Annotated in this window: 19 protein-coding genes; 10 read left to right on the top strand and 9 right to left on the bottom strand. The window is 53.7% G+C overall.

From position 1 onward, the window contains the following. Positions 1-258: 258 nt before the first annotated feature. Positions 259-1,689 carry a hypothetical protein gene (locus Q0336_RS08340; RefSeq protein WP_298527702.1) on the top strand — a complete coding sequence of 477 codons (1,431 nt, stop codon included), beginning with the start codon at positions 259-261 and terminating at the stop codon, positions 1,687-1,689. A 219-nt stretch (positions 1,690-1,908) separates the two neighbouring features. On the opposite strand, the gene Q0336_RS08345 is transcribed toward Q0336_RS08340, so the two are convergent. The 8 genes from Q0336_RS08345 to rlmB form a co-directional block, all read right to left on the bottom strand. After that, positions 1,909-3,162 carry a hemolysin family protein gene (locus Q0336_RS08345; protein ID WP_298527705.1) on the bottom strand — a complete coding sequence of 418 codons (1,254 nt, stop codon included), beginning with the start codon at positions 3,160-3,162 and terminating at the stop codon, positions 1,909-1,911. Positions 3,163-3,189: 27 nt separating this feature from the next. Continuing rightward, entirely contained in the window at positions 3,190-3,819 is a 630-nt protein-coding gene (gene lptC / locus Q0336_RS08350; RefSeq protein ID WP_298527708.1) for an LPS export ABC transporter periplasmic protein LptC, read from the bottom strand. Between the two features lie 134 nt (positions 3,820-3,953). Then, positions 3,954-5,300 (bottom strand): hypothetical protein, encoded by a 1,347-nt coding sequence (locus Q0336_RS08355; RefSeq protein ID WP_298527711.1) that lies wholly within the window; start codon positions 5,298-5,300, stop codon positions 3,954-3,956. 77 nt (positions 5,301-5,377) lie between these two features. Beyond that, positions 5,378-6,685 (bottom strand): hypothetical protein, encoded by a 1,308-nt coding sequence (locus Q0336_RS08360; protein WP_298527714.1) that lies wholly within the window; start codon positions 6,683-6,685, stop codon positions 5,378-5,380. Further along, entirely contained in the window at positions 6,682-7,410 is a 729-nt protein-coding gene (locus Q0336_RS08365) for a type III pantothenate kinase (protein WP_298527717.1), read from the bottom strand. The genes Q0336_RS08360 and Q0336_RS08365 overlap by 4 nt, the downstream gene beginning before the upstream one ends. A gap of 121 nt (positions 7,411-7,531) precedes the next feature. Next, a complete protein-coding gene (ybeY, locus tag Q0336_RS08370) occupies positions 7,532-7,999 on the bottom strand; it encodes an rRNA maturation RNase YbeY (RefSeq protein ID WP_298527720.1) in 468 nt (155 codons plus the stop codon). A 22-nt stretch (positions 8,000-8,021) separates the two neighbouring features. After that, entirely contained in the window at positions 8,022-8,654 is a 633-nt protein-coding gene (locus Q0336_RS08375) for an L-threonylcarbamoyladenylate synthase (protein WP_298527723.1), read from the bottom strand. A 51-nt stretch (positions 8,655-8,705) separates the two neighbouring features. Further along, positions 8,706-9,452 carry a 23S rRNA (guanosine(2251)-2'-O)-methyltransferase RlmB gene (gene rlmB / locus Q0336_RS08380; RefSeq protein WP_298527726.1) on the bottom strand — a complete coding sequence of 249 codons (747 nt, stop codon included), beginning with the start codon at positions 9,450-9,452 and terminating at the stop codon, positions 8,706-8,708. Between the two features lie 523 nt (positions 9,453-9,975). Between rlmB and Q0336_RS08385 the strand changes: the two genes are divergently transcribed. From Q0336_RS08385 to Q0336_RS08425, 9 genes are all read left to right on the top strand, one after another. After that, positions 9,976-12,000: an LptF/LptG family permease gene (locus Q0336_RS08385; RefSeq protein WP_298527729.1), complete on the top strand. Its 2,025-nt coding sequence runs from the start codon at positions 9,976-9,978 to the stop codon at positions 11,998-12,000. A gap of 7 nt (positions 12,001-12,007) precedes the next feature. Next, positions 12,008-13,225 carry a bifunctional 3,4-dihydroxy-2-butanone-4-phosphate synthase/GTP cyclohydrolase II gene (locus tag Q0336_RS08390; RefSeq protein WP_298527732.1) on the top strand — a complete coding sequence of 406 codons (1,218 nt, stop codon included), beginning with the start codon at positions 12,008-12,010 and terminating at the stop codon, positions 13,223-13,225. A gap of 56 nt (positions 13,226-13,281) precedes the next feature. Beyond that, positions 13,282-14,778 carry an IMP dehydrogenase gene (locus Q0336_RS08395; protein WP_298527734.1) on the top strand — a complete coding sequence of 499 codons (1,497 nt, stop codon included), beginning with the start codon at positions 13,282-13,284 and terminating at the stop codon, positions 14,776-14,778. Continuing rightward, positions 14,775-15,728 (top strand): tRNA (adenosine(37)-N6)-dimethylallyltransferase MiaA, encoded by a 954-nt coding sequence (locus Q0336_RS08400; RefSeq protein ID WP_298527737.1) that lies wholly within the window; start codon positions 14,775-14,777, stop codon positions 15,726-15,728. Before Q0336_RS08395 ends, Q0336_RS08400 begins: the two co-directional genes overlap by 4 nt. After that, on the top strand, positions 15,725-16,525 hold the full coding sequence (gene kdsA / locus Q0336_RS08405; RefSeq protein WP_298527740.1) for a 3-deoxy-8-phosphooctulonate synthase: 801 nt from the start codon (positions 15,725-15,727) through the stop codon (positions 16,523-16,525). Before Q0336_RS08400 ends, kdsA begins: the two co-directional genes overlap by 4 nt. Positions 16,526-16,556: 31 nt before the next feature. Next, positions 16,557-17,225: a DUF3256 family protein gene (locus Q0336_RS08410; RefSeq protein WP_298527743.1), complete on the top strand. Its 669-nt coding sequence runs from the start codon at positions 16,557-16,559 to the stop codon at positions 17,223-17,225. Between the two features lie 12 nt (positions 17,226-17,237). After that, entirely contained in the window at positions 17,238-18,143 is a 906-nt protein-coding gene (locus tag Q0336_RS08415) for a hypothetical protein (RefSeq protein ID WP_298527746.1), read from the top strand. Positions 18,144-18,407: 264 nt separating this feature from the next. Beyond that, entirely contained in the window at positions 18,408-18,974 is a 567-nt protein-coding gene (locus Q0336_RS08420; protein ID WP_298527749.1) for a hypothetical protein, read from the top strand. A 79-nt stretch (positions 18,975-19,053) separates the two neighbouring features. After that, positions 19,054-20,412 (top strand): DUF389 domain-containing protein, encoded by a 1,359-nt coding sequence (locus Q0336_RS08425; RefSeq protein ID WP_298527752.1) that lies wholly within the window; start codon positions 19,054-19,056, stop codon positions 20,410-20,412. Between the two features lie 166 nt (positions 20,413-20,578). Here Q0336_RS08425 and Q0336_RS08430 read toward each other — a convergent pair. After that, the coding region (locus tag Q0336_RS08430) for a hypothetical protein (protein ID WP_298527754.1) at positions 20,579-21,260 on the bottom strand (682 nt) is incomplete at its 5' end.

Here is a 21,260-nt window from a genome sequence, read left to right on the forward strand (position 1 = left end):
TGCCCATCAACAGAGGGGTTCTCTCTAGGGCAATAAACTAATTGAATGGCGATTTCTCCTCCGACAGTTCTCCCCTACTTTGCTCTCTACAGGATAGAGGGAAATCATCAGAAAAAGTCATACCTACAGCCCTAGCTCCACAGGCCCAAATTACGAGGCAAACGCATATATTTGCCCAGACGGGAAAACTGGTCATACAGGGGCCTACCCTATTTGACCAAGGATAAACGAACGAGAGCACATCAAAACAGAGAAGACATGAAACCAAGCAAGTCATGGAGAAACGATGCAGGAAATCTCTGTGTCATGCTCCCCCAATTGAGCTTCTGGGCACTAGGCATTAGTTTAGGCTCTATAATACTACTACTCGGAGCTCTTGTCCTTGATTTGAGATACACAAAGGGGGAACACATCCTTATACTCATCCCTGTTACTCTAGGAATCATCTTCTTTCTCTACCGTTTCAGAAGACATGAGCGGGCAAGTATACTCCAAGCCTTCAAAGATGACCTTGACTATCAAGTAAGCAAGATCTTAAAGGACTACCCCATAAAGACATTTGAAGTCAAACGAAAGGTCTATATACCTAAGGGCTACAAGTACAGGAATAGATACATCCTCATCCTATTATCCAATGGCGTAATACTTGAGTATACTTGTGCTAGTCACATCAGTGAGGGGAAAGAGCATCTAGAGCTACTCCCCCATGGAGGTGAAGCTAAAAATTCCGAGCGGAAGGAGTGCGTAAATCTCGGAGCCATCGGGCATCTTATCAAGGGGATTGGTCTGAATGAAAAGGAGCGACTCTTTATAGAGCTTAGCAGCTCCTTGGTTGTCGCTGTGTGCGTCTCAGCAGCCTATATATACCTATTCCTATTCCAAGCATATGTAGCTATTACGCTCATCACTATCTACCTAGGAATTAGTCTATATGCCCAGATCTACCAGAAAAAACAGATACATCCATTCATCGACTACCTCACCTTACCAGTGATACTCATTACCCGATTCATTCTACCGGGCTTGATCATATTCGTCAGCTACATACTGCTTCTCCTAGCCTACCTCTGTCTGTCTGGGCTGTGCTTCCTCTGCCTCTATCTAGCGGGAATCATCAAGGAAGAGACTCTGATATTCCTGACCCTTCTCGTCACCTCTACGCTACCCATTCTTTTCCCTAGAGCCACAGAGCATCTACTTAGGCTCAATCCACTCTGCAATGACACTGGAGACCATCAGAGTCAGTACTACATGAAGAGACTAGCTGTATGCATAACTCAGCCCCAAGCCTTCAATTGTGTCGTGAGTTTCCTCTACCTAGCTTATCTCCTAAGCTCCAACCTAGTATTCTTTGAAACTGAACAGCACCTCTTCTCCGAAAGCATAGATAACAGCGTCCTTCAAGCCTTCCTAGGATATATTGCCGTCTATGCATTAACTAATGACATCAAGAATAGCGGGGTAACATGCGAACAGCTAAGCCCAATCATGGATGGGTTTGATAAGTTAGGTCAGGCAAAGGACGAGGACTCCAGCTCGCCTAATAGGGAGGAGACTGAAGCAAAGCCCCTAGAGAAAAAGGCGGGAGAGCTTAGTAAGGAGGCGGGAGTCTCCACCCTAGAACAAGAGAGGAGCGAGGCTGAGGAAAAGCCACCACTCCACAGCGACCTAGAAGAAGTTCAAGAGTAGCAAGCTTACTCCCAACAACAGACCATCAGCCTGGCAGAGATACTGGTTTGCAGGGCTACACTATAGGGAGGATTATACCCCTACCTTGAGTAGCGTACAAACTCTCTTCTCCAGCTGAAAGACAAAAAATTACCTGTAACCAAAGGCGGTTACAGGTAATAAGTTTGAACCTTAATGTAGGGAAGCTAATTCTCCTACTCCATGAGGGAGGGCGGTAACCTACTCTTCGGGGAGAGACATCTTCACGAGGACGATCTTTGTCGAAGTGCTCCGAAGGATCTCAAAGCGAAGATCCCCGATCTCCAGCACTTGTCCCTGCGAGGGGATGCTGGGATAATGGTCAAGGATGAAGCCAGCGATCGTCATGAAGTCCTCATCTTCAGGAAGGGCTAGACCGAACTTATCATTGATATCATCGATCTCCATACGCCCGCTAAAAATGAAGGTACGATCATCAAGCTTCTTCGCTACACGCTTCTGATGGTCATGCTCGTCTTCAATATCCCCGAAGAGCTCTTCGACAATATCCTCTAGCGTGACCATACCTGCTGTACCCCCAAGTTCATCGATCACAACAGCGATACTCTTCTTGCGCTGCATGAGAAGTCTCATCAGTGTGCTGGCGGGCATGCTCTCCGGGACAAAGAGCCCGGGGACGATACGACGCTGCCAGTCCTTCCCTCGAAACATCTCACTCGAGTGAATATAGCCTACGACTTCATCGATATTCTCCTTGTAGATGATGAGCTTGGAGAGCCCCGTACGTACAAAGAGTGCCTCGAGATGCTCCAGCGTAGAGTCATAACTTGCTCCGACGATCTCATTGCGTGGGATCATGCAGTCACGTACCTGAAGTTCGGAGAAGGAAATAGCATTCTGAATGATCTTCACCTCTGTCTCAAGACCCGAAGCTTGACCATCGTCCGAGCTATGCGTCAGATAGTACTCCAGATCCACAGAGGAGAGCTGAGGGCGTATAGCTACGCTCTTGGTGCGCTGCCCCGCCGTGAAGAGGAGCGCTCGCGTCACCAACCCAATGAACCAAGCAAAAGGATAGAGGAGCACATAGATCAAGAAGAGGAGCCCCGAAAAGAAGTGCATCGTACGGTTCGGATTGGCACGAAAAGTCACCTTCGGAAGGAACTCCCCGACAAAGAGGATGAGGAGCGTACTCAGCACTGACTGCACCAGCAGGATAAGCACGTCACTCTCTCCTAGGAGAAGCCTAAGCCAAGGCTCCATGAGGATAGCCATCAAGAGCCCATAGATGACAAGGGCTACATTATTGCCCAGCAGCATCGTCGTGATGAATTGATCAGGACGGGCATAGAGGACACCAAGGATCTTAGCAGAGAGCCCTCCTCGATTTCGGTCCAGCTCCAGACGAAGCTTATCCGAAGACAAGAAAGCAATCTCCATCCCAGAGAAGAAGGCCGAGGCAATAAGACTAAGAAGTATATAGAAGTAGATCATCGTGAAGCGAGCACGTGGAGGACAAGACTAGCGAGCAGGAGTCCTCTTCAAAATCGTATCCGGCTTCGTCTGAGGCGAGGTAGCCGGAGAAGGCGAGGTAGGTGTAGCGGGAGTAGAGAGCTTATCTTCATCATAATCGAAAGCCCCCTTATTGTCATAGATCTCGTACCAACTGAGGTCATCCTTAGCATTGAAGTGAGAACCTCTGAGCTCTTTTCCCTGAGTGAAGAAGTAGGTCGTATCGTTGGAGTAGAGACGACGTTCATCACGAAGCCAGAAGAGCTGACGAGTCTTCAGTCGTTGCCCATCGGGGCCCTGTACTTGGACGTGGCCGATGAGTTCCCATTCCTCCTTGTCTGGGCGACGGATGGCAGAGTCAGCCTTGATGAAGACCTGACTTCCCTGCTTGACATCGTAGGGACGGAGAAGTAGTCCCTTAGGGAAGACCCACTCATTACGCTCGGGGCGCTCATAGATCAGAAGCTCGGGAGCTGTCATACGATAGCGAATCATCCCCGAATCTGAGATGAGCGTATTGAGCTGGAGCGTACGAGCCGTATAGAGCGAATCGGGATTGACCGCCAGGTTCTTGACCTCGACTTTCTTCTGCTCACACGAGGAGAGTCCGAGGAGTAGAATGCCTAGGAGAGCATACATCCCGTAGTGGGAGGCGCAGGAAAGGAAAGACCTCCGCAGCCAAGACGAAGCGTCCTGACTGCGGAGGGCTTTTCCCCTCGCTCCTGCACTCAAGTGCGAAGGGAGATCAGACATATAGAGATGTCGTGGGGTGATTAAGGGATGACGACACTTTCGCCACCGAAGCTGACCGTAGCACCACGCTTGATGCTGGGGTGCATGAAGATCTCCTGAGCAGAGGGGAGGTAGCGAGAGTAGTTCGCAATAGCACGGTTAGCCTGAGCAGCGACAGAGGGGTCGACGCTAGCTGCATGGCGGAGCTTGTTGATGACGAGATAGTAGTAGCAGCGCTGCATGATCTTGTCATCCTGATAGTAGCGTGTAGCGTTACCAGCAGAGAGCTCAGCCAGATAGATGAGCACCTTACCGTTGCGGGGGTTCTCAGCTAGGATCTTGTTCCCATAGGTGATAGCTGCGCTGCTGTTGCGCTGAACCTGTGCGATCTGGAAGAGTGCTTCGTAGCACTTGAGTCGGTCGGAAGAGTTCTGTGCCAGATCAATGGCCTTATTGAGGAACTCCGTAGCCTCCGTGTAGCGCTTCTCACGGATAGCTTCACCAGCGATACCCATAGCAGCGGTGACTGAAGGTTCCATATCGAAGAGGTAGCGACCAGCACGTGAAGAGGAAGCACATGAGCATCCAGCACGCTGGAAGAGAGCGAGCACCGTCTGCAGGTAGCTCTTATCCGTCTTATGCTGATCGATCTTCTCAACCGTGTAGGTCTGCTCCAGCTTGTCACAGCTAGCGAGACCACTCTGTGCGAACTCGCCATCCATCTGATTCTTGTAAGTCTCGATGACCTTCTTAGCATCATCCGTCTCCGCTGCAGCTAGGACAGCATCAGCGTATTCAGCAGCCTGCGTATATTCATTGATATACTGGTCGATCTTAGACTCATCCTTAGATGCGATGAGGCGAGAGCTGAAGGCATAGTAGTAGAGGACCTGGATAGGAGTCTGCTCCTTGTAGCGCTCGACGACGGGCTTGGCCCACTTGTAGACTTCGGTGAAGTCTGCAGCATCACCAGCCAAGTTCTTGTAGTCTTCGATCTTGTCTGCGATGATCTGAGGAGTACCGACCTTAGCGTCATCACCGAAGTAGGTGACACGATCATCATAGAGCTTCATCAGTCGCTCAAGGATCTTCTTCTTATCTGCTGGAGTCTTAGCTTGAGCATGCTTCCAGTGGAGGATCTTAGCACCGATGATGTATATGTTCTTAGAAGCGGCTGGGCAATCATTGTAGGCTCTCTGCCAAGGCTCATAAGCATCGGCATAGTTCCCTGTTCTCCCAAAGCTCGTCAGTAGGCTGATACTTTGGCGGCAGCGGATGCTGTCTTCTCCTGAGCCAAAAGGAGTACCTGTAGCTCTACCGGTCTGGGCATAAGCAGCCGTCGAGAGAAGTCCGAGTGCTGCTACTAGGATCATTCTGTTCAGTTTCATTGTCTCTTTTCTTTAGTGTAATAAATGGATTAGCTCGTACTTAAGTGCGTAGACTGTAGGATGAGCTGGTCATGGGGCTAGTTGATACGAGCCTTTCTGAACCAGTTCTCATTGAAGAGGATCCCCACGGTGAATCCCAGTGCATGTTCCTTGATCATGCTAGAGACTTGGGGTCGAAGATACTTATAGTCTACGGTGATATTGACGAGCGATCGGCGATCTACCAGAGGTATCCCTACCCCGAAAGATGCAGTTAATTCATTGTAGCCTGCACGCCCGCTCCCCACAGTAGGGACAAGCATGTAGGAGTTAGCTCCACTGAGTCCGAAGCGATAACGTGAGCGAGAGAAGAGGCTACGACCACGTGTATCGGGGATCCATTCGGCACCCAGCCCTATGCGATAGAGGTCGCGAGGGGCAGCTCCATCTTGGATGAGTCCATCGGCCTTGCTCCACCGCATGTAGGAGACATTGTAGCCGACGAGGAAGGATTCGTTGTGTCGGTAAGTCGTCCCGAAGGAGATGCTCAGTGGCACATGATGGAGCGTGCGGGAGGAGATCGTATCAGAGGATTCGGGCACGAGTCTTCTAGAGTTCTCTGCACTAAGGAAGTGCTGATTAATAAGCTCCGAGCGTAGCTTCATCTCTGGGGAAAAGGTCAGCCCGAAGGTCAGTCCCTGTGCCTTCTTCTTATCGAAGTTCAGCTGATACTGCAGCCCGAAGTCAGCCTTGAAGCCCTTGAGCTGTAGCTGTGTGCGGTAGAAGGGATTGGAAGCACCCTCAGTACCGAGTACGACCTGACGTTCATGGAGCGTATAGCCGAAGACATACGAAGCATTTGCCCCTAGGGAGACGTTGCCGATACGTGCACCGACACCGAGATAGAGGTCATTGAAGCTCCCTTGTCCGGAGTAAGCTCTCTGATAGGTCTTCTGACTATCTCCCTTGAGCTTCTCTTCGCTACCGAAGCGGTAGCCCACGGTAGAGAAAGGCATAATCCCTGCACTCACCGCCAGATGATGGCTGATGGGGAAGAGAATGGTCGCATAGTCGATATTACCGAGCACACGGCTATCCTTCTGCTTCCCTTCTTCGAGGAAGGAACCTCGGAGAGAAACAGCCAGATCCATGATGAAGGTCATGGAGTCCACTGCGGTATAGGAGGCTGGGTTGGCAGGATTGACGATGAGCCCATCTCTTAGGCCTGCACCTAGCCCACCAAGGGCACGGGTGGTGGCTGTCTGTCGCAGACCGAGTGACCCGTATCCGAAGCGGCTGTAGGGAGATCGGTCAGAGTTGTTCTGAGCGACGAGGCTACCTGTCGTTAGTCCAGCGAGTACCCCCACAGAGAGGACACGGCCGAGGATCTTATTCCATTGTATCATTTGTTGTACTCCAGTATCTTGTTCAGTCCATAGAGGACGAGGTCGGGCTCCACACGCACATCCTGAGGCAGGGCATGCTCGATGACTGAGGCATCACCACCAGTGACGAAGATCATCGCCTCTGGGTCTTTGGCTTTGATCTCCTCGATATAGCCTTGGATCTCATGGATGACTCCTCTGAGCACTCCTATAGAGATCGCCTCGATGGTAGTCTGTCCGAAGGCTCGCTCCTGCTGCTCCAGATCTTGGATGAGCGGGAGGCGGGAGGTGAAGTGATTCAGCGCCTTGAGCCGCGTGTATAGTCCAGGGGAGATATTCCCCCCCATATATTCCCCAGATGGGGATACATACTCAAAGGTGATCGCCGTCCCTAGGTCGATGACTAGGAGGGGTACTCCTTGGGGAGCTAAAGAATAGGCTCCCACGACGGCCGCTATACGGTCACTCCCGAGGCGGGAGCGGTCATAGGCGACTTGGACGGGTACAGCGACACGCTCATCCACCGTGCAGACGGTGGAGAGCTGCTCTGTGAGCAGGCTAAGCAATGTCTTGTCTACACTAGCGACAGAGCTGTAGATCGCAGCATCCAGAGCTGGATGGTCAGCTAGGATGCGCCCAGCTTCTCGGAGGGAAACCTGCGGGAATGAGTAGTGAGCGATGAGCTCACCTCCATCCGCAACAGCCACTTTGCAGACTGTGTTCCCCTGATCGATGATTAAATTCACTTAGTGGTTAGCTAGTCAATGGTACCACAAAGAAAGGGCTTTTCTGTGGAATATACCGCACAGAGGGCTTTAGGACAAGGTAGATCAGGTCGATGTGGTAGCACTTGACAGGGGTAAGAGATCAGTCAAAGAGAGGCTCACCCTCGCCGACGAGTTCGTGAAGTCTACGTAGTGCCTTGTCCTCGGCTTGACGCATCTGGAGCTCATCCTCGGGGGTCTTATCCTTGAGCCCGCAGAGGTGCAGGACTCCATGGATGATCACACGATGAAGCTCCTCTTCGTACTCAGTGCCCAGGAGCTCGGCATTGCTCCGCACGGTATCGAGGCTGATGAGCATATCTCCAGAGATGACCTCCCCTTCACTTTCGTCGAAGGTGATGATATCTGTGTAGTAGTCATGATCGAGGAAGTCTTGGTTCGTCTGCAGGATGCGTTCATCTCCGCAGAACTGATAGCAGAGCTCACCCACCTGGCGGTCGTAGTCAGCTGCTACCTCACGGATCCAATTACGCAGGGTTTTCTCTCGGAGGCGAGGCTCCTCGACATCCTCATCGGTATAATAGGCGATTAGGTCTATTTCTTTCGGCATAATGATGCTATACTGATTGGTCTTAGTCTTTCTTGAGTAGGGGCTCTTCATCCTCTAGGCGACCATGCCCATAGCGCAGGACTTCAAAGGGCTCCTCTGTACAATCAACGATCGTCGAGGGGGCAAGTGGGATATCCCCTGCATCTAGGATGGTACGGACACCATGCCCGAAGCGCTCATCGATGAGCTCCGGATTCGTGCAGTACTCAGGCTCTTCGTCATTCTCTAGGGGGAGTGAAGAGGTGATGAGCGGATTGCCTAGGTGCTCTGCGAGGAGCTTACCTATCGGGTGCTGTGCCAGACGCACCCCCACTTCCTTACGCTGCTTGAAGATCTTGGGCAGAGCTCCCGAGGCGGGCAGGATGAAGGTATAGTTGACTTCGTGATCCTTGATGAACTTGAAGGCTCGGTCATTCATCTTGCAGTACTCGGAGACTTGGCTAAGTGAAGCACAAGCGATGGAGAGTGCCTTCTTCTTGGGATCTATCTGCTTGAGGCGACAAATCTCCTCGATCGCTCTCTGGTGGAGAGCATCACAGCAGTAGGCATAGCCAGAGGACGTGGGATAGATGAAGACAGCCCCATCACGCAGTTCGTCCACCAGTAGGGAGAGCTGCCTGTAATCAGGGGCATCTGGGTATATCTTCGTGAGCATAATAGTGGTAGTATGTATTTAGTGGAGTATGATGCTTGTAGTAGTAGGAGCCTAGTGCTCGAGTAGGCTCTCCTGACGGACGACTTCGTAGATGAGGACACCGCCAGCGACAGAGACATTGAGCGAACCAATAGCTCCCGCCTGAGGGATGCGTACGATCTGGTCTGCCCGACGAAGGACCTCCGAGGAGACTCCGTGGTCTTCAGCCCCGAGCACAAGGCCGAGAGGGAGCGTCAGCGTGCTCTGCGTGTAGACATCGCTAGCCTTCTCCGAAGCAGCGACGATACGCACGCCATTCTCCTGCAGGATAGACACAGCCGCTCCGATCGAAGAGACACGGCAGACAGGGATACGATGAAGTGCACCCGCTGAAGTCTTCACAGCGTCAGCCGTCACCGAGACACTCCCTCGCTCGGGGATAATGAGGGCATCGACCCCAGCACATTCAGCGGTACGAGCTATAGCACCGAAGTTACGCACATCCGTCAGTCCATCCAGCAGGACGAAGAAGGGCGAGCGACCCTGCTCATAGAGGAGGGGGATCAGCTGCTCAAGTGAAGTATATTCGATCTCGCTGATGAAGGCGATGACCCCCTGATGCTGCTTGCGTGTCAAGCGCATCAGACGCTCTTCGGGGACGAACTGTATCGGGATCATACGCTCCTCGGCAAGTGCCATGATACGGCTCACCTCGCCACTGCGAAGGCCTCGCTTGAGTAGGATCTTGTCGATCTCACGTCCAGCCTCGAGGGCTTCTATGAGCGGATGCATCCCAAAGATCAGATTGTTCTTTCCCATCAATATCTATTCTTGTCGTATTCTATTATTATGTACCAAGCCCCCGCAGGAGCCGTGCGAAAAGATCTGAGTAGCGCATGGTGCAAGACTCAGACACACTAAATACAAAGGTACAAAAAGATTGATGCCCGACGCACCCCAAGCCCCACTCTCTTACCACCCCTTCCGTCCTCACCCAGAGAGCCAAACGAGGGCAAATCCTCCTTCATCAAGAGCATTCTTCTCGAGGGCCAAGCGCCATCCCATCCTCAAGGATCTTGACAGACATTTTCCGCCAATCTATTTTCCCCAAATCAAGGCCCTCCGCAAACCCTTTATCCAAGCGGGTTACAAAGGGGGCTCAAAAAACCTACGGTAGGTCGTCATCACGACCCACTGTGGGTCGCCTCGACGACCTACCGTGGGTCGTCAAGGCGATCTACCGTAGGTCGCTTCAGCCATCACTACGAAGGTCAAGAGTTAGACCAAGCATAATCGGGCTAAAAAATGTATCTTTGCGGTTAATAAATTGGCGGTAGTAGACGTGTTTAAGATCGTAGATAAGTACATCCTCCGGAATTTCATCCCGCTCTTCGTGATGAGCTTTGCCGTGTGCTGGTTCGTCGTGGTGATGCAGTTCCTTTGGCGCTACATTGACGAGCTCGTCGGGAAGGGTCTGAGTGGCTTCATGCTCCTGCAGATCATCTTCTATGCTGCACTTTCATTTGTCCCCATGGCCCTACCTCTGGGGGTTCTACTTGCGTCGCTGATGACGCTGGGCAACCTCGGGGAGCGTCTGGAACTTCTGGCCCTCAAGGCTTCCGGCATCCGCCTCTATCGCATCATTAGCCCCATCGTCCTGCTTGTCATCGGGATGGCATGCGGGCTTTTTTATTTCCAGAATGACTTGATGATCCGAGCGCAGGTGCGCATGTGGTCACTCGTCATATCGGCCAGGTTCGCCACCCCCGAGATGGAGATCTCCCCAGGCATCTTCTATACGGGGATCCCTGGCTATAGCCTCTATGCCAAGGAGCGTGACCCCGAGAGCGGTCTACTCAAGCGTCTGATGGTCTACGACATGAGCCGAGGCTACCTCAACCCTCGCATCATCCGAGCAGACTCGGGCCGTCTGGTGATGGACAAGAGCAAGAAGTTCCTTGTCCTCAAGCTCTACAAGGGACAGAGCTTCGAGAACCTGCAGTCGCAGACCTACAATACCTCTACCGATCCCGTCCCCTACATGCTCCCTCGCTTCGACTACAGCGAGACCTTCATCCCCTTCGACACGAATATCAAGATGCAGGACGAGCAAGAGCTCGGGTCAATGTACGTCGGGAAGAACCTCCATCAGCTCCAAGTCTCCATCGACTCGATGATCCCCATCCTCGACAGCACACGCTACAGCTATGCACGTGTTGTCCAAACGGGGATCATCACAGGACACTACCAGAGCATGCCCTATGCCTATGAGGATAGTAGTGCCCTTGCTTCCCAAGAAGCTCGCATCGCCCAGCTGGAGCAGAAGTATCGCCACCCCAAGGCGGAGGAAGCCAAGGAAGTCCTCACCCTCTCGCTCCGAGACAGTCTACAAGCCATCGAGATGGCACTAGACAAAGCCGAACGCATCCAAGACGAAGCTCGTATCTACAGTGCTTCGGATGAGAATGCCTTCTACTCGTACCGCACCTTCCATCAGGAGTGGCACCGCAAGTTCACCTACCCCGTATCTTGTATCATCTTCTGCCTCATCGGAGCTAGCCTCGGAGCGATCGTCCGACGTGGGGGGATAGGGATGCCGATCATCATCTCGATCTTCTTCTTCGTCGTCTACTTCATCATCGACTCCTTCGGGACGAACATGCTGCGCAATGAGACCATCCCCATCTGGCTCGGGATGTGGCTCAGCAATATCATGCTCTTCCCCGTAGGGATCTTCCTTGCCTACAAGGCCAACCAAGACTCTTCGGCGCTCAACATAGAAGCCTACGTCATCTTCTTCCGCAAGCTCTTCGGCTTCCGTGGGGTGCGCAAGGTCAAGTACCAAGAGCTCGTCATCGAGGAGGCTGACTATACCTCTGGGGCTCGCTCCGTGGCTCTGGCTCAGGAGCACACCGAGGCTCTACTAAGCAGCCCCTTGCTTGCTCAACCCATCTGGCGCATCTGGCGCTATGGACGCTATCAAGATGATCTTCTCGCACTGAGCAAGGAGCTCGACGAACTCACAGAGAGCCTTCGTCACACCTCCGCCCGTATCCTCACCAGCAAACTCGGGGACCTTCCTCTGCTACCGACGAGGATCTCGCCCCTCCTTCCTCATCAGGAGCGCAGAGGTCTTATCTTTGCCCTTGTGCTACCGCTCTCGGTGCCCTTGACCCTCTTCTTCGGTCGGGTACGATCCCACCTGAAGGCTGACCTCAAGACCACCCAGAGCGTACTGAAGCAGATCGCCCGAGAGGTCGAAGTCGCCCGCCAAGGCTCAATCGCAAAAACAAATACAACCGAATACAAATTATCCACTACACCAACTATCCCTTCGGACATACCCGAGGAGGTAGCCATACAATAGAATGACAATGAGTGAAATTAAGCTGAACACGATCGAAGAAGCTCTCGAAGACTTCCGACGTGGAGAGTTCCTGATCGTCGTGGATGACGAGGACCGTGAGAACGAAGGTGACTTCATCATCGCGGCCGAAAAGGTCACCCCTGAAAAGGTAAACTTCATGATGCGCTACGGCCGAGGTGTCCTCTGCGCTCCCATCACTGAAGAGCGTGCTCGTGAGCTTGAGCTCGAGATGCAGGTACCGAACAATACATCGGTACACGAGACCCCCTTCACCGTCACCGTAGACCGCCTAGGCAATGGCTGCACCACGGGGGTATCTATGTACGACCGCGCCCAGACGATCCTTGCCCTAGCTGACCCCACGATCACCCCAGGAGATCTGGCTCGCCCAGGTCATGTATGCCCACTGAGAGCTCGTAGCAAGGGGGTCCTTCGCCGTGCTGGACACACCGAAGCTGCAGTCGATCTGGCTCGCCTATCAGGACTCCAGCCTGCGGCAGCACTCATCGAGATCATCAACGAAGATGGGACGATGGCTCGCCTACCTCAGCTCTGGGAAGTAGCCCAGCGCTTTGGACTCAAGATCATCACCATCAAGGACCTCATCGCCTACCGCCTACGCACCGAGAGTATCGTCGAGCGAGGTGAAGAGGTCTCTATGCCCACGGCATGGGGACAGTTCCGTCTCATCCCCTTCAAGCAGAAGAGCAACGGCCTCGAGCACATCGCCCTCTTCAAGGGCGACATCTCTGACGGCTCTCCCGTCCTCGTGCGTGTGCACTCTAGCTGTGCCACGGGCGACATCTTCGGCTCTAAGCGCTGCGAATGCGGCGAACAGCTACACAAGGCAATGGAACTCATCGAAGCCGAAGGCCGTGGTGTCATCGTCTACCTCAACCAAGAAGGCCGTGGGATCGGACTCATGGAGAAGATGCGCGCCTACAAGCTCCAGGAAGAGGGGCTAGACACCGTCGAGGCGAACCTCCATCTCGGCCATGCAGCTGATGAGCGTGACTACGGAGTCGGTGCTCAGATCCTCCGTGAACTAGGAGTACAGCAGATGCGCCTCATGTCCAACAATCCGATCAAGCGCGTCGGTCTCGAAGCCTACGGTATCGAGGTCGTCGAGAGCGTCCCTCTGGAGATCCAGCCCAACGAGTTCAACGCCTTCTACATGAAGACCAAGAAGGAGCGCATGGGGCATCTTCTCCATCACCTCAAGTAGTCCGTCCCTACCCACAGATGCTACGTATCACCCTATCCTTTATTTAGCAAAGAGCTATGGCTATATTCGTCAACGAAGTCTCCCGCACATTTGGGGAGTACCTCCTTATCCCGGGGCTCACGACACGTCAGTGCACCCCACAGAATGTCACTCTGACTACCCCGCTGGTGCGCTTTGCCCGTGGAGAGCAGGCTCGCATTAGCCTCAATATCCCCTTTGTCTCTGCGATCATGCAGTCGGTATCCAACGATACACTGGCTATCGAACTTGCTCGTAATGGGGGGCTCTCCTTCATCTTCGGCTCTCAGCCCATCGCCGAGCAAGCTGAGATGGTGCGCCGAGTGAAGAAGTTCAAGGCCGGCTTCGTATCCAGCGACTCCAATATCCGCCCAGATGCTACCCTGCGTGATGTCCTTCGCCTACGTGCTGAGACGGGTCACTCCACCATCGGGGTCACCGAAGATGGTTCGCCCAATGGACGCTTACTAGGGATCGTCACCAGCCGTGACTATCGTCTAGGCACTACCCCAGAGGATGCTCTGGTGCAGGACTTCATGACACCCTTCTCTAAGCTCAAGGTGGGTCGCCTCGGCATCTCCCTCAAGGAAGCCAACAACATCATCTGGGAGCACAAGCTCAATACCCTCCCCATCATTGACGAAGAGGATCATCTCGTCTACCTCGTCTTCCGCAAGGACTACGATGCGCACAAGGATAATCCCGTAGAGCTCTCCAACAAGGAGACTAAGGAACTCCTCGTCGGAGCTGGTATCAATACCCGTGACTTCGCAGAGCGTGTCCCCGCACTTGTCGAAGCTGGAGCCGATGTCCTCTGTATCGACTCCTCCGACGGCTACTCCGAATGGCAGTATGATACCCTACGCTGGATCCGTGAGAAGTACGGAGACAAGGTACTCGTCGGGGCAGGTAATGTCGTCGACGAAGAAGGCTTCCGCTACCTAGCCGAAGCTGGTGCTGACTTCATCAAAGTCGGCATCGGTGGAGGATCGATCTGTATCACCCGTGAGCAGAAGGGGATCGGTCGTGGGCAGGCGACTGCGATCATCGATGTGGCCCATGCTCGTGACAAGTACTTCGAAGAGACAGGTATCTACATCCCCATCTGTAGCGATGGTGGTCTGGTGCACGACTACCACATGACCCTCGCTCTAGCCATGGGGGCTGACTTCCTCATGATGGGACGCTACTTCGCTCGCTTCGATGAGTCACCTACCCGCAAGCTGAAGATCGGTAACAACATCGTCAAGGAGTACTGGGGTGAAGGCTCGAACCGAGCTCAGAACTGGCAGCGCTACGACAGCGGTGGCACCGAGGGCATGAAGTTCGAAGAGGGTGTAGACAGCTATGTCCCCTACGCTGGTAAGCTCAAGGACAATCTTGCCCAGACTCTTGGCAAGATGAAGGCTACCATGTGTAGCTGTGGGTCTATCACGATCGCAGAGCTCCAGCAGAAGGCGAAGATCACCCTCGTCTCTAGCACCTCCATCGTCGAAGGGGGAGCTCATGACGTGATCCTCAAGGATCGCGGATGATCACCCTCCTAGGTCCTACCGCCTCGGGCAAGACTTCCCTTGCTGTCCGCCTAGCTCATGGTCTAGGCGGAGTGATCCTTAGTGCGGACTCCCGCCAGGTCTACCAAGGCATGGATATAGGCACGGGCAAGGACCTCAGAGAATATGAATACGAAGGGAAGCAGATCCCCTTCCATCTGATCAATATCGTCCCAGCTGGGACGAAGTACAATCTCTTCGCTTGGCAGCATGCCTTCCATCAGGCCTATGCCGAGATCAAGAACCGAGGCGTGAGTTACCCGATCCTCTGCGGAGGTACGGGGCTCTATGCCGAGGCGGTTCTCCGTGGCTATCATCTGCCCGATGTAGCTCCGAATCCTGCCCTGAGAGCATCGCTTCAGGGGCTTAGCATCGAGGAGCTCCGCCAGCGACTAGCACTCTATGGTCCGCTGCACAATCAGACAGACCTCGACTCTCCTCAGCGAGCGATACGAGCCATCGAGATCGCCGACTATATCCACTCACAGCGTGAGGCTGGGATCGAATACTCCGAGTATCCTCCCATTGATAGCTTGATCCTCTGCATCGAGCTACCTCGAGAGGAGCGAAGAGCTCGGATCACGGCACGCCTTCACGAGCGACTCGAGCGTGAGGATATGATCGGCGAAGTCGAGCGTCTACTCGACTCAGGGATCTCGCCCGAAGATCTGATCTACTACGGGCTGGAGTACAAGTTCGTCACGCAGCACCTCCTCGGTCAGCTCACCCGAGAGGAGCTCTTCACCTCCCTTGAGACAGCGATCCATCAGTTCGCCAAGCGACAGATGACGTGGTTCAGAGGGATGGAGCGACGAGGCTTCACCTTACATTATATAGATGGGCTCCGCCCCAAAGAAGAGCAGCTTAGCCAAGCTCTTGCCTACCTCCAAGCATGGGAAGAGCAGCGAGCACAAGATCAAGCAACTATATGATCCAGTATAAAGACCTTACCGCAGGCCCCAACTTCTTCCTCATGGCTGGGCCTTGTGCTATCGAAGATGAAGAGACTCCGCTCTTCATCGCAGAGCGTGTCCTAGAGATGACTACACGCCTAGGTATCCCCTACATCTTCAAGGGTTCGTACCGCAAAGCCAACCGCTCTCGAGTGGATAGCTTCACGGGCATCGGCGATGAGCGAGCTCTACGTGTCCTGCGCCGTGTGCGGGAGACCTTCGATATCCCCGTAGTGACAGACATCCATGAGACCCACGAAGCTGCGATGGCTGCCGAATATGTAGATGTACTACAGATACCTGCCTTCCTCTGCCGACAGACCGATCTCATCGCTGCAGCTGCTCGCACGGGGAAGATCGTGAATATCAAGAAAGGGCAATTCCTCTCCGCTTCGGGTATGGAGCACGCAGCGCACAAGGTCACCGAGTGTGGGAATGATCAAGTGATCCTCACCGAACGAGGTAATAGCTTCGGCTACTCAGACCTTGTCGTTGACTTCACAAATATCCCCGCCCTACGTGCTACGGGGTTCCCCGCTGTGATGGATGTCACCCACTCACTACAGCGCCCCAACCGAGCCAGCGGTGTCACGGGCGGTAAGCCTGCACTCATCGAGACCATCGCCAAGGCAGCAGTAGCTGTGGGAGCTGACGGGCTCTTCTTCGAGACCCACCCCGATCCCTCCTCCGCTAAGAGCGATGGAGCGAACATGCTCCCCTTGGATCTCTTCGAGGGACTCCTTGAGCGTCTCGTGCGCCTACGTGCAGCCCTCTAATCCTCATTCCTCATCCCCCCTCTCTTCTCAGATGAAGCGATTACAGCAGTTCGCCCTTCTCATACTAGTCTTCCTCTCCGTCCTCTCGAGGGGAGAAGCTCAGAGCACAAAGCCTAGCAGTACCCTACTAGAGGCTTTCGGGAAGACAAGCATCTTAGACGAAGAGCGCCGACAAAGAGTCATCAGTCTACTGAGCCAAGATACGACCCTCATCCTGCCTCTTGATCTCGAGCTGGATGCAGAGCTCGTAGCCTTCTCTGACCGCATGCTCAAGCTCAAGACTAGTAAAGTCGGCACTTGGGAGCTTCGACTCCTACCTCTACTTAATGGCTCGTCGCTAACCTCGGTCATTGAGCGTGTCACCCGACCTCAGGAGGATGCTCGCATCACCTTCCTCGACCAAGAGGGACAGGAGATCAAGGCCAAGATCCTTACACTCCCCCAAGCAGAGGACTTCCTCAAGAGCATCAAGCTTCCCGAGACCTCACAGGGCTATCGTCTGCGAGAGCTTCTTCACCCACTGCACTACCAGCTCTCTTGGGCTGAAGGGACGACCGATAGCCTCATAGTCTCACCTTCGCTCCTACTGACCGAAGAGGATAAGGCCAGCCACGAGCTCGCCGAACTCATCGCCCTACTCCCCACCCTATCTTCCACTTGGGATGGGAAGGGCTTCGCTCCATTTACTCCGAGAAAATAGTCTTTAGCATCAATGAAAGTCAAGCACGTCGTCATAGCCTCTGTGGCCATCATCCTTGCTCTAGTCGTTGGCTTCGTCTTCGTCCTCCGCAATGAGCGAGCCCAACTCCAAGAGGAGAAGGACATCTTCACCAACGAGCAGAAGGAGATCATGCAGGAGGAGCTTCAGAAGCTCGCCTCCGAGTATGATATACAGTACCAAAAGCTATCTCAAGGCCTCGGCGAACAGAAGATCTCCCTTGCTACGGACTCTCTGATCAGTCAGCTTCTCTCCGAGCGGGCGAAGGTAGAGCAACTGCAAAAAGAACTCAGCAGCAATAAGGCTACCAGCGCCAAGCGCATCGGTCAGCTCACACAGGAAGTCGCTACCCTCCGCAATGTCCTAAAGAACTACGTCATACAGATCGACTCGCTCCAGTCCGCCAATGACCGCCTACGTCAGGAAAATACTGAAGTACGAGCTAACTATGCACGTGCTGCAGGCGAAGCACAACAGCTCTCCAACGAGAAGGCTCAGCTCACCGACCGAGTAAAGCTCGCAGCCAAGTTGGATGCGACACGCATCTCCATCACTCCGATCGACAAGCGAGGTAAGCTCAGCAAGAAGCTCGAGAAGACAGTCAATCTACAGATCCACTTCACCGTAGCGAAGAATGTCACTGCAGCAGTTGGTGAGAAGACCTTCTACTGCCGTATCACCCAGCCCAACGAAGAGCTTCTCGTCAAGCCTGGAGGAGGGACCTTTGCCTTCGAGGGCAAGCAGATCCCCTACTCCATCCGCCGAGAGATCGAGTACAACGGCGAGGACACCCCGATCACAATGTACTGGCCCGTAGAAGAAAGCCTACAGAGTGGCACCTATCGGGTCAAGATCTTTGCGGACGGCAATCTCATCGGTCAAGCCTCCTTCTCACTCTAGGGGCGTAGACCTACACTCAGAGAACATACGAGGTGCTACTCCCTAGATAAGAGTAGCACCTCGACTTCATTATAAGACTAGAAAGCCTTCGACTACCGCAGTCCTTCCAAGGTATTTATCACTAGTATACCTTCATTACTTCCAATGAATTTTACTCCTTCGTTCGATACTCTTTGATCGAGAGGAAGACCTATCGGAAGTAATACTTACTTTGCCCCTGCAGCGCAACGCTCATCCCCCTATAACTCAAGCACCAATCCCAGCATGAACGAAGCAGAAAATCTCGGACAATATACCCAAGCTCTAGAAGCCCTACTCCTACATCTAGCCGAAGAAGAAGGCCTATTAGGCAAGCAACTCCTAGAGACAGATGACCTCACAGAGCTCTTCCCCGAGCTAGCCAAGGCCTACCTAGCAGATGCCGTCCCCGACTTCGAGAAGTATCCTCTCGTATCTCTAGGCTGGATAGCCTTTGTTGGGATGGCGATGGCGGCACTCTGGGACAGCGACTGGGAGCAGTACGGAGCGATCCCTGCTGGCGAACTCTACCAGCAGATACGTGATGCCCGAGGCTGGGACGAGCTAGACGAGTACGTCCTAGAGGAAGCGATCGGCCTGCGTAAGGAAAGCGACGAAGCCAAGCGCTATACCGCCTTCCTCCGCCGTGCCACGGAGCAAGCCTACAGTGCCTTGATGCACGAGCGGGCTGAGCCGTCGACGCCTCTTGCCTTTCAGCTCTATGGCCGTACGCTCTACGCCCTCTATCGCCTCGGTATAGCTCTTGGTCTCAACCTCCTTGGCTACAAGCTCCACCGATCACAAGCCAACTAACTCGCTCTTGCGCTAAGGATCGAAGGCGAATGACCGCTAGCTTCTCCTTCCTTGCCTTAGCTCCAACCCTTCTTATCCTATGAATATCCTTAGACCCGTACGCATCTACTTCAACATCCGCCCTGACCTCGAGGAGAAGCAATATATCGTCTCCGAGATCACGAAGGGCATCTCCTTCCGTGGTGCCAATCTATGGATCCTGATCACGGCGATCTTCATAGCCTCACTGGGGCTGAATGTCAATTCCACTGCGGTGATCATCGGAGCGATGCTCATATCCCCGCTGATGGGCCCCATCATAGGCATGGGCCTGGCTGTGGGGATCTATGACCTCGATCTCCTGAAGAGAGCTGCGAAGAACTTCAGTATCGCCACCGTCATCAGCGTCCTGACGGCTACGATTTACTTCCTGATCAGCCCGCTCGGGGACGCACAGTCGGAGCTCCTGGCACGTACTTCGCCGACGATCTTCGACGTGCTGATCGCCTTCTTCGGGGGAGCGGCGGGGATCATCGCCCTCTCGACCCGAGGCGGTAAGAGTGGCAATGTCCTGCCAGGTGTCGCTATCGCCACCGCCCTGATGCCTCCACTCTGCACCGCTGGCTATGGGATCGCCTCGGGGAGTCTACGTTTCTTCCTCGGCGCCATCTATCTCTTCTTCATCAACACGGTATTTATCAGCCTCGCCACTGCGATAGGCGTGAGGATGATGAAGTTCCCAGCGCACAGCTTCCTCACCGCTGAGCGGGCCAAGAAGGCTAAGAGAATCCTCTCGGTAGTGGTGATAGCGACCATCGCTCCTGCAGTCGTGATGACGGTGAATATCATCCGCACGAGCATCTTCGAGAATAATGTCCACCGCTTCGTCACTAGCGAACTCTCCCAGTCGGGCACGCAGATCCTCACCTCTTCGGCTGACCGCCAGGGCGGGACGCTCCGTATCGTGGCCGTCGGCCGTGAGATCTCCGACTCCCTACAGCGAGTAGCCGAAGGGCGACTGGCCAGCTATGGGCTCTCGGGCTTCCAGCTAAATGTCATCCAAGGCGTGCAGTCCGACAGCCTTCTTGCACGAAGTATCCAGCTCGAACAGCATACCTCGACCCAAGCAAGCGACCATCAGAAGCTCCTCGAACTATCGACGGAGAACTCCGCTCTAGCAGAGCGCCTCTCCGAATACGGCCTCTACGAGGAGTATGCTCGCGAACTGCGCTCCGAGCTCGCCGTACTCTTCCCCAACATCCGTACCCTCAGCCTCTCCCCCGTCGTCGAAGTGCAGACAGATACGACGAGCACTGCACGCTACGTCGCCGTTCTCTTGGGGATGGAGGCAGGCAAAGCCCTTCCTGCTCCAGAGCAAGCCAAGCTCCAACAATGGTTCAAAGCTCGAGTGCCAGCAGATAGCTTGGTCTTCATCACGAAGACAAGTCAAGAGAAGTAGTACGTGTGCCTCTGGTGAGTCTCTACTGGAGAAGGCTCCGAGTTACCAATAGGTCGGTGAAGCCTCCTTCACACTGGGATTCACCCCAGCACATTCCCCCAATAAAGCCCGAGGGGCAAGAGAAGATCGTTCTCCTGCCCCTCGGCTTTTTTCACATAGCGAATAACTATCCTTCTAATACGTCGGGTATTTCGGCTGCTCTCAGATCACTGAAGTCATCAAACACAACCTCGATCCATACGCCTTCTCGCCAAGGGATATTCCCCTTGAAGTAATCGGCATACTGGATATGCAGCCCATCTCGTCGCCAAATCTCTTGCTTCTCAAGTGAGTCAATCCAAGAACTATCATCCAAGTACCGACGAGTATGGACATAAGCCAGTAGCTCCTCCGCCCCCTTATCCATATCATCATAGATCAGCTCTGTCGGCCCTTGGTCTGCAAAATAAAGCACCTGCTCACAGCCAAATACCTTAGCTCGCTCGTAGACTTGCATCCGATACTCTTGTAGCCTTGACCAATGCTCTTCGTCAGTTGACTCAAAGTGTCGAGCCCAAGCACTCCACCTTTCACTCGCATACAAGTCAAGATCTACTGCTTCTCTGAATATCCGAACGTCTATCTTTTTGCCACCCTCATCATCCTCCAGAGTGTACAGCTCAAAAGGATCAAGCCCCTCTAAAAGACAATACGTCATCCACTCTGCCTCAAACTCAATCTTACTTGAGTCATAGAGGGCTATCCTCCGCCTCACTTCCTCTACCCAGTAATTCTTAATGGTAAGCCTTAGGCAGTAAGCAGAGCTTCCCCCTCTATGCGGAGCACCCAAGGGAACAAATACATCAGGA

The organism is uncultured Porphyromonas sp., from assembly GCF_938039215.1.
Taxonomy (GTDB): Bacteria; Bacteroidota; Bacteroidia; order Bacteroidales; family Porphyromonadaceae; genus Porphyromonas.

What these genes read in the sequence shown, in the direction of transcription:
- Q0336_RS08340 (WP_298527702.1), top strand. Translation starts at nt 259, where the DNA reads ATGAAACCAAGCAAGTCATGGAGAAACGATGCAGGAAATCTCTGTGTC.
- Q0336_RS08345 (WP_298527705.1), bottom strand. Translation starts at nt 3,162, where the DNA reads ATGATCTACTTCTATATACTTCTTAGTCTTATTGCCTCGGCCTTCTTC.
- lptC (WP_298527708.1), bottom strand. Translation starts at nt 3,819, where the DNA reads ATGTATGCTCTCCTAGGCATTCTACTCCTCGGACTCTCCTCGTGTGAG.
- Q0336_RS08355 (WP_298527711.1), bottom strand. Translation starts at nt 5,300, where the DNA reads ATGAAACTGAACAGAATGATCCTAGTAGCAGCACTCGGACTTCTCTCG.
- Q0336_RS08360 (WP_298527714.1), bottom strand. Translation starts at nt 6,685, where the DNA reads ATGATACAATGGAATAAGATCCTCGGCCGTGTCCTCTCTGTGGGGGTA.
- ybeY (WP_298527720.1), bottom strand. Translation starts at nt 7,999, where the DNA reads ATGCCGAAAGAAATAGACCTAATCGCCTATTATACCGATGAGGATGTC.
- Q0336_RS08375 (WP_298527723.1), bottom strand. Translation starts at nt 8,654, where the DNA reads ATGCTCACGAAGATATACCCAGATGCCCCTGATTACAGGCAGCTCTCC.
- rlmB (WP_298527726.1), bottom strand. Translation starts at nt 9,452, where the DNA reads ATGGGAAAGAACAATCTGATCTTTGGGATGCATCCGCTCATAGAAGCC.
- Q0336_RS08390 (WP_298527732.1), top strand. Translation starts at nt 12,008, where the DNA reads ATGAGTGAAATTAAGCTGAACACGATCGAAGAAGCTCTCGAAGACTTC.
- Q0336_RS08395 (WP_298527734.1), top strand. Translation starts at nt 13,282, where the DNA reads ATGGCTATATTCGTCAACGAAGTCTCCCGCACATTTGGGGAGTACCTC.
- Q0336_RS08400 (WP_298527737.1), top strand. Translation starts at nt 14,775, where the DNA reads ATGATCACCCTCCTAGGTCCTACCGCCTCGGGCAAGACTTCCCTTGCT.
- kdsA (WP_298527740.1), top strand. Translation starts at nt 15,725, where the DNA reads ATGATCCAGTATAAAGACCTTACCGCAGGCCCCAACTTCTTCCTCATG.
- Q0336_RS08410 (WP_298527743.1), top strand. Translation starts at nt 16,557, where the DNA reads ATGAAGCGATTACAGCAGTTCGCCCTTCTCATACTAGTCTTCCTCTCC.
- Q0336_RS08415 (WP_298527746.1), top strand. Translation starts at nt 17,238, where the DNA reads ATGAAAGTCAAGCACGTCGTCATAGCCTCTGTGGCCATCATCCTTGCT.
- Q0336_RS08420 (WP_298527749.1), top strand. Translation starts at nt 18,408, where the DNA reads ATGAACGAAGCAGAAAATCTCGGACAATATACCCAAGCTCTAGAAGCC.
- Q0336_RS08425 (WP_298527752.1), top strand. Translation starts at nt 19,054, where the DNA reads ATGAATATCCTTAGACCCGTACGCATCTACTTCAACATCCGCCCTGAC.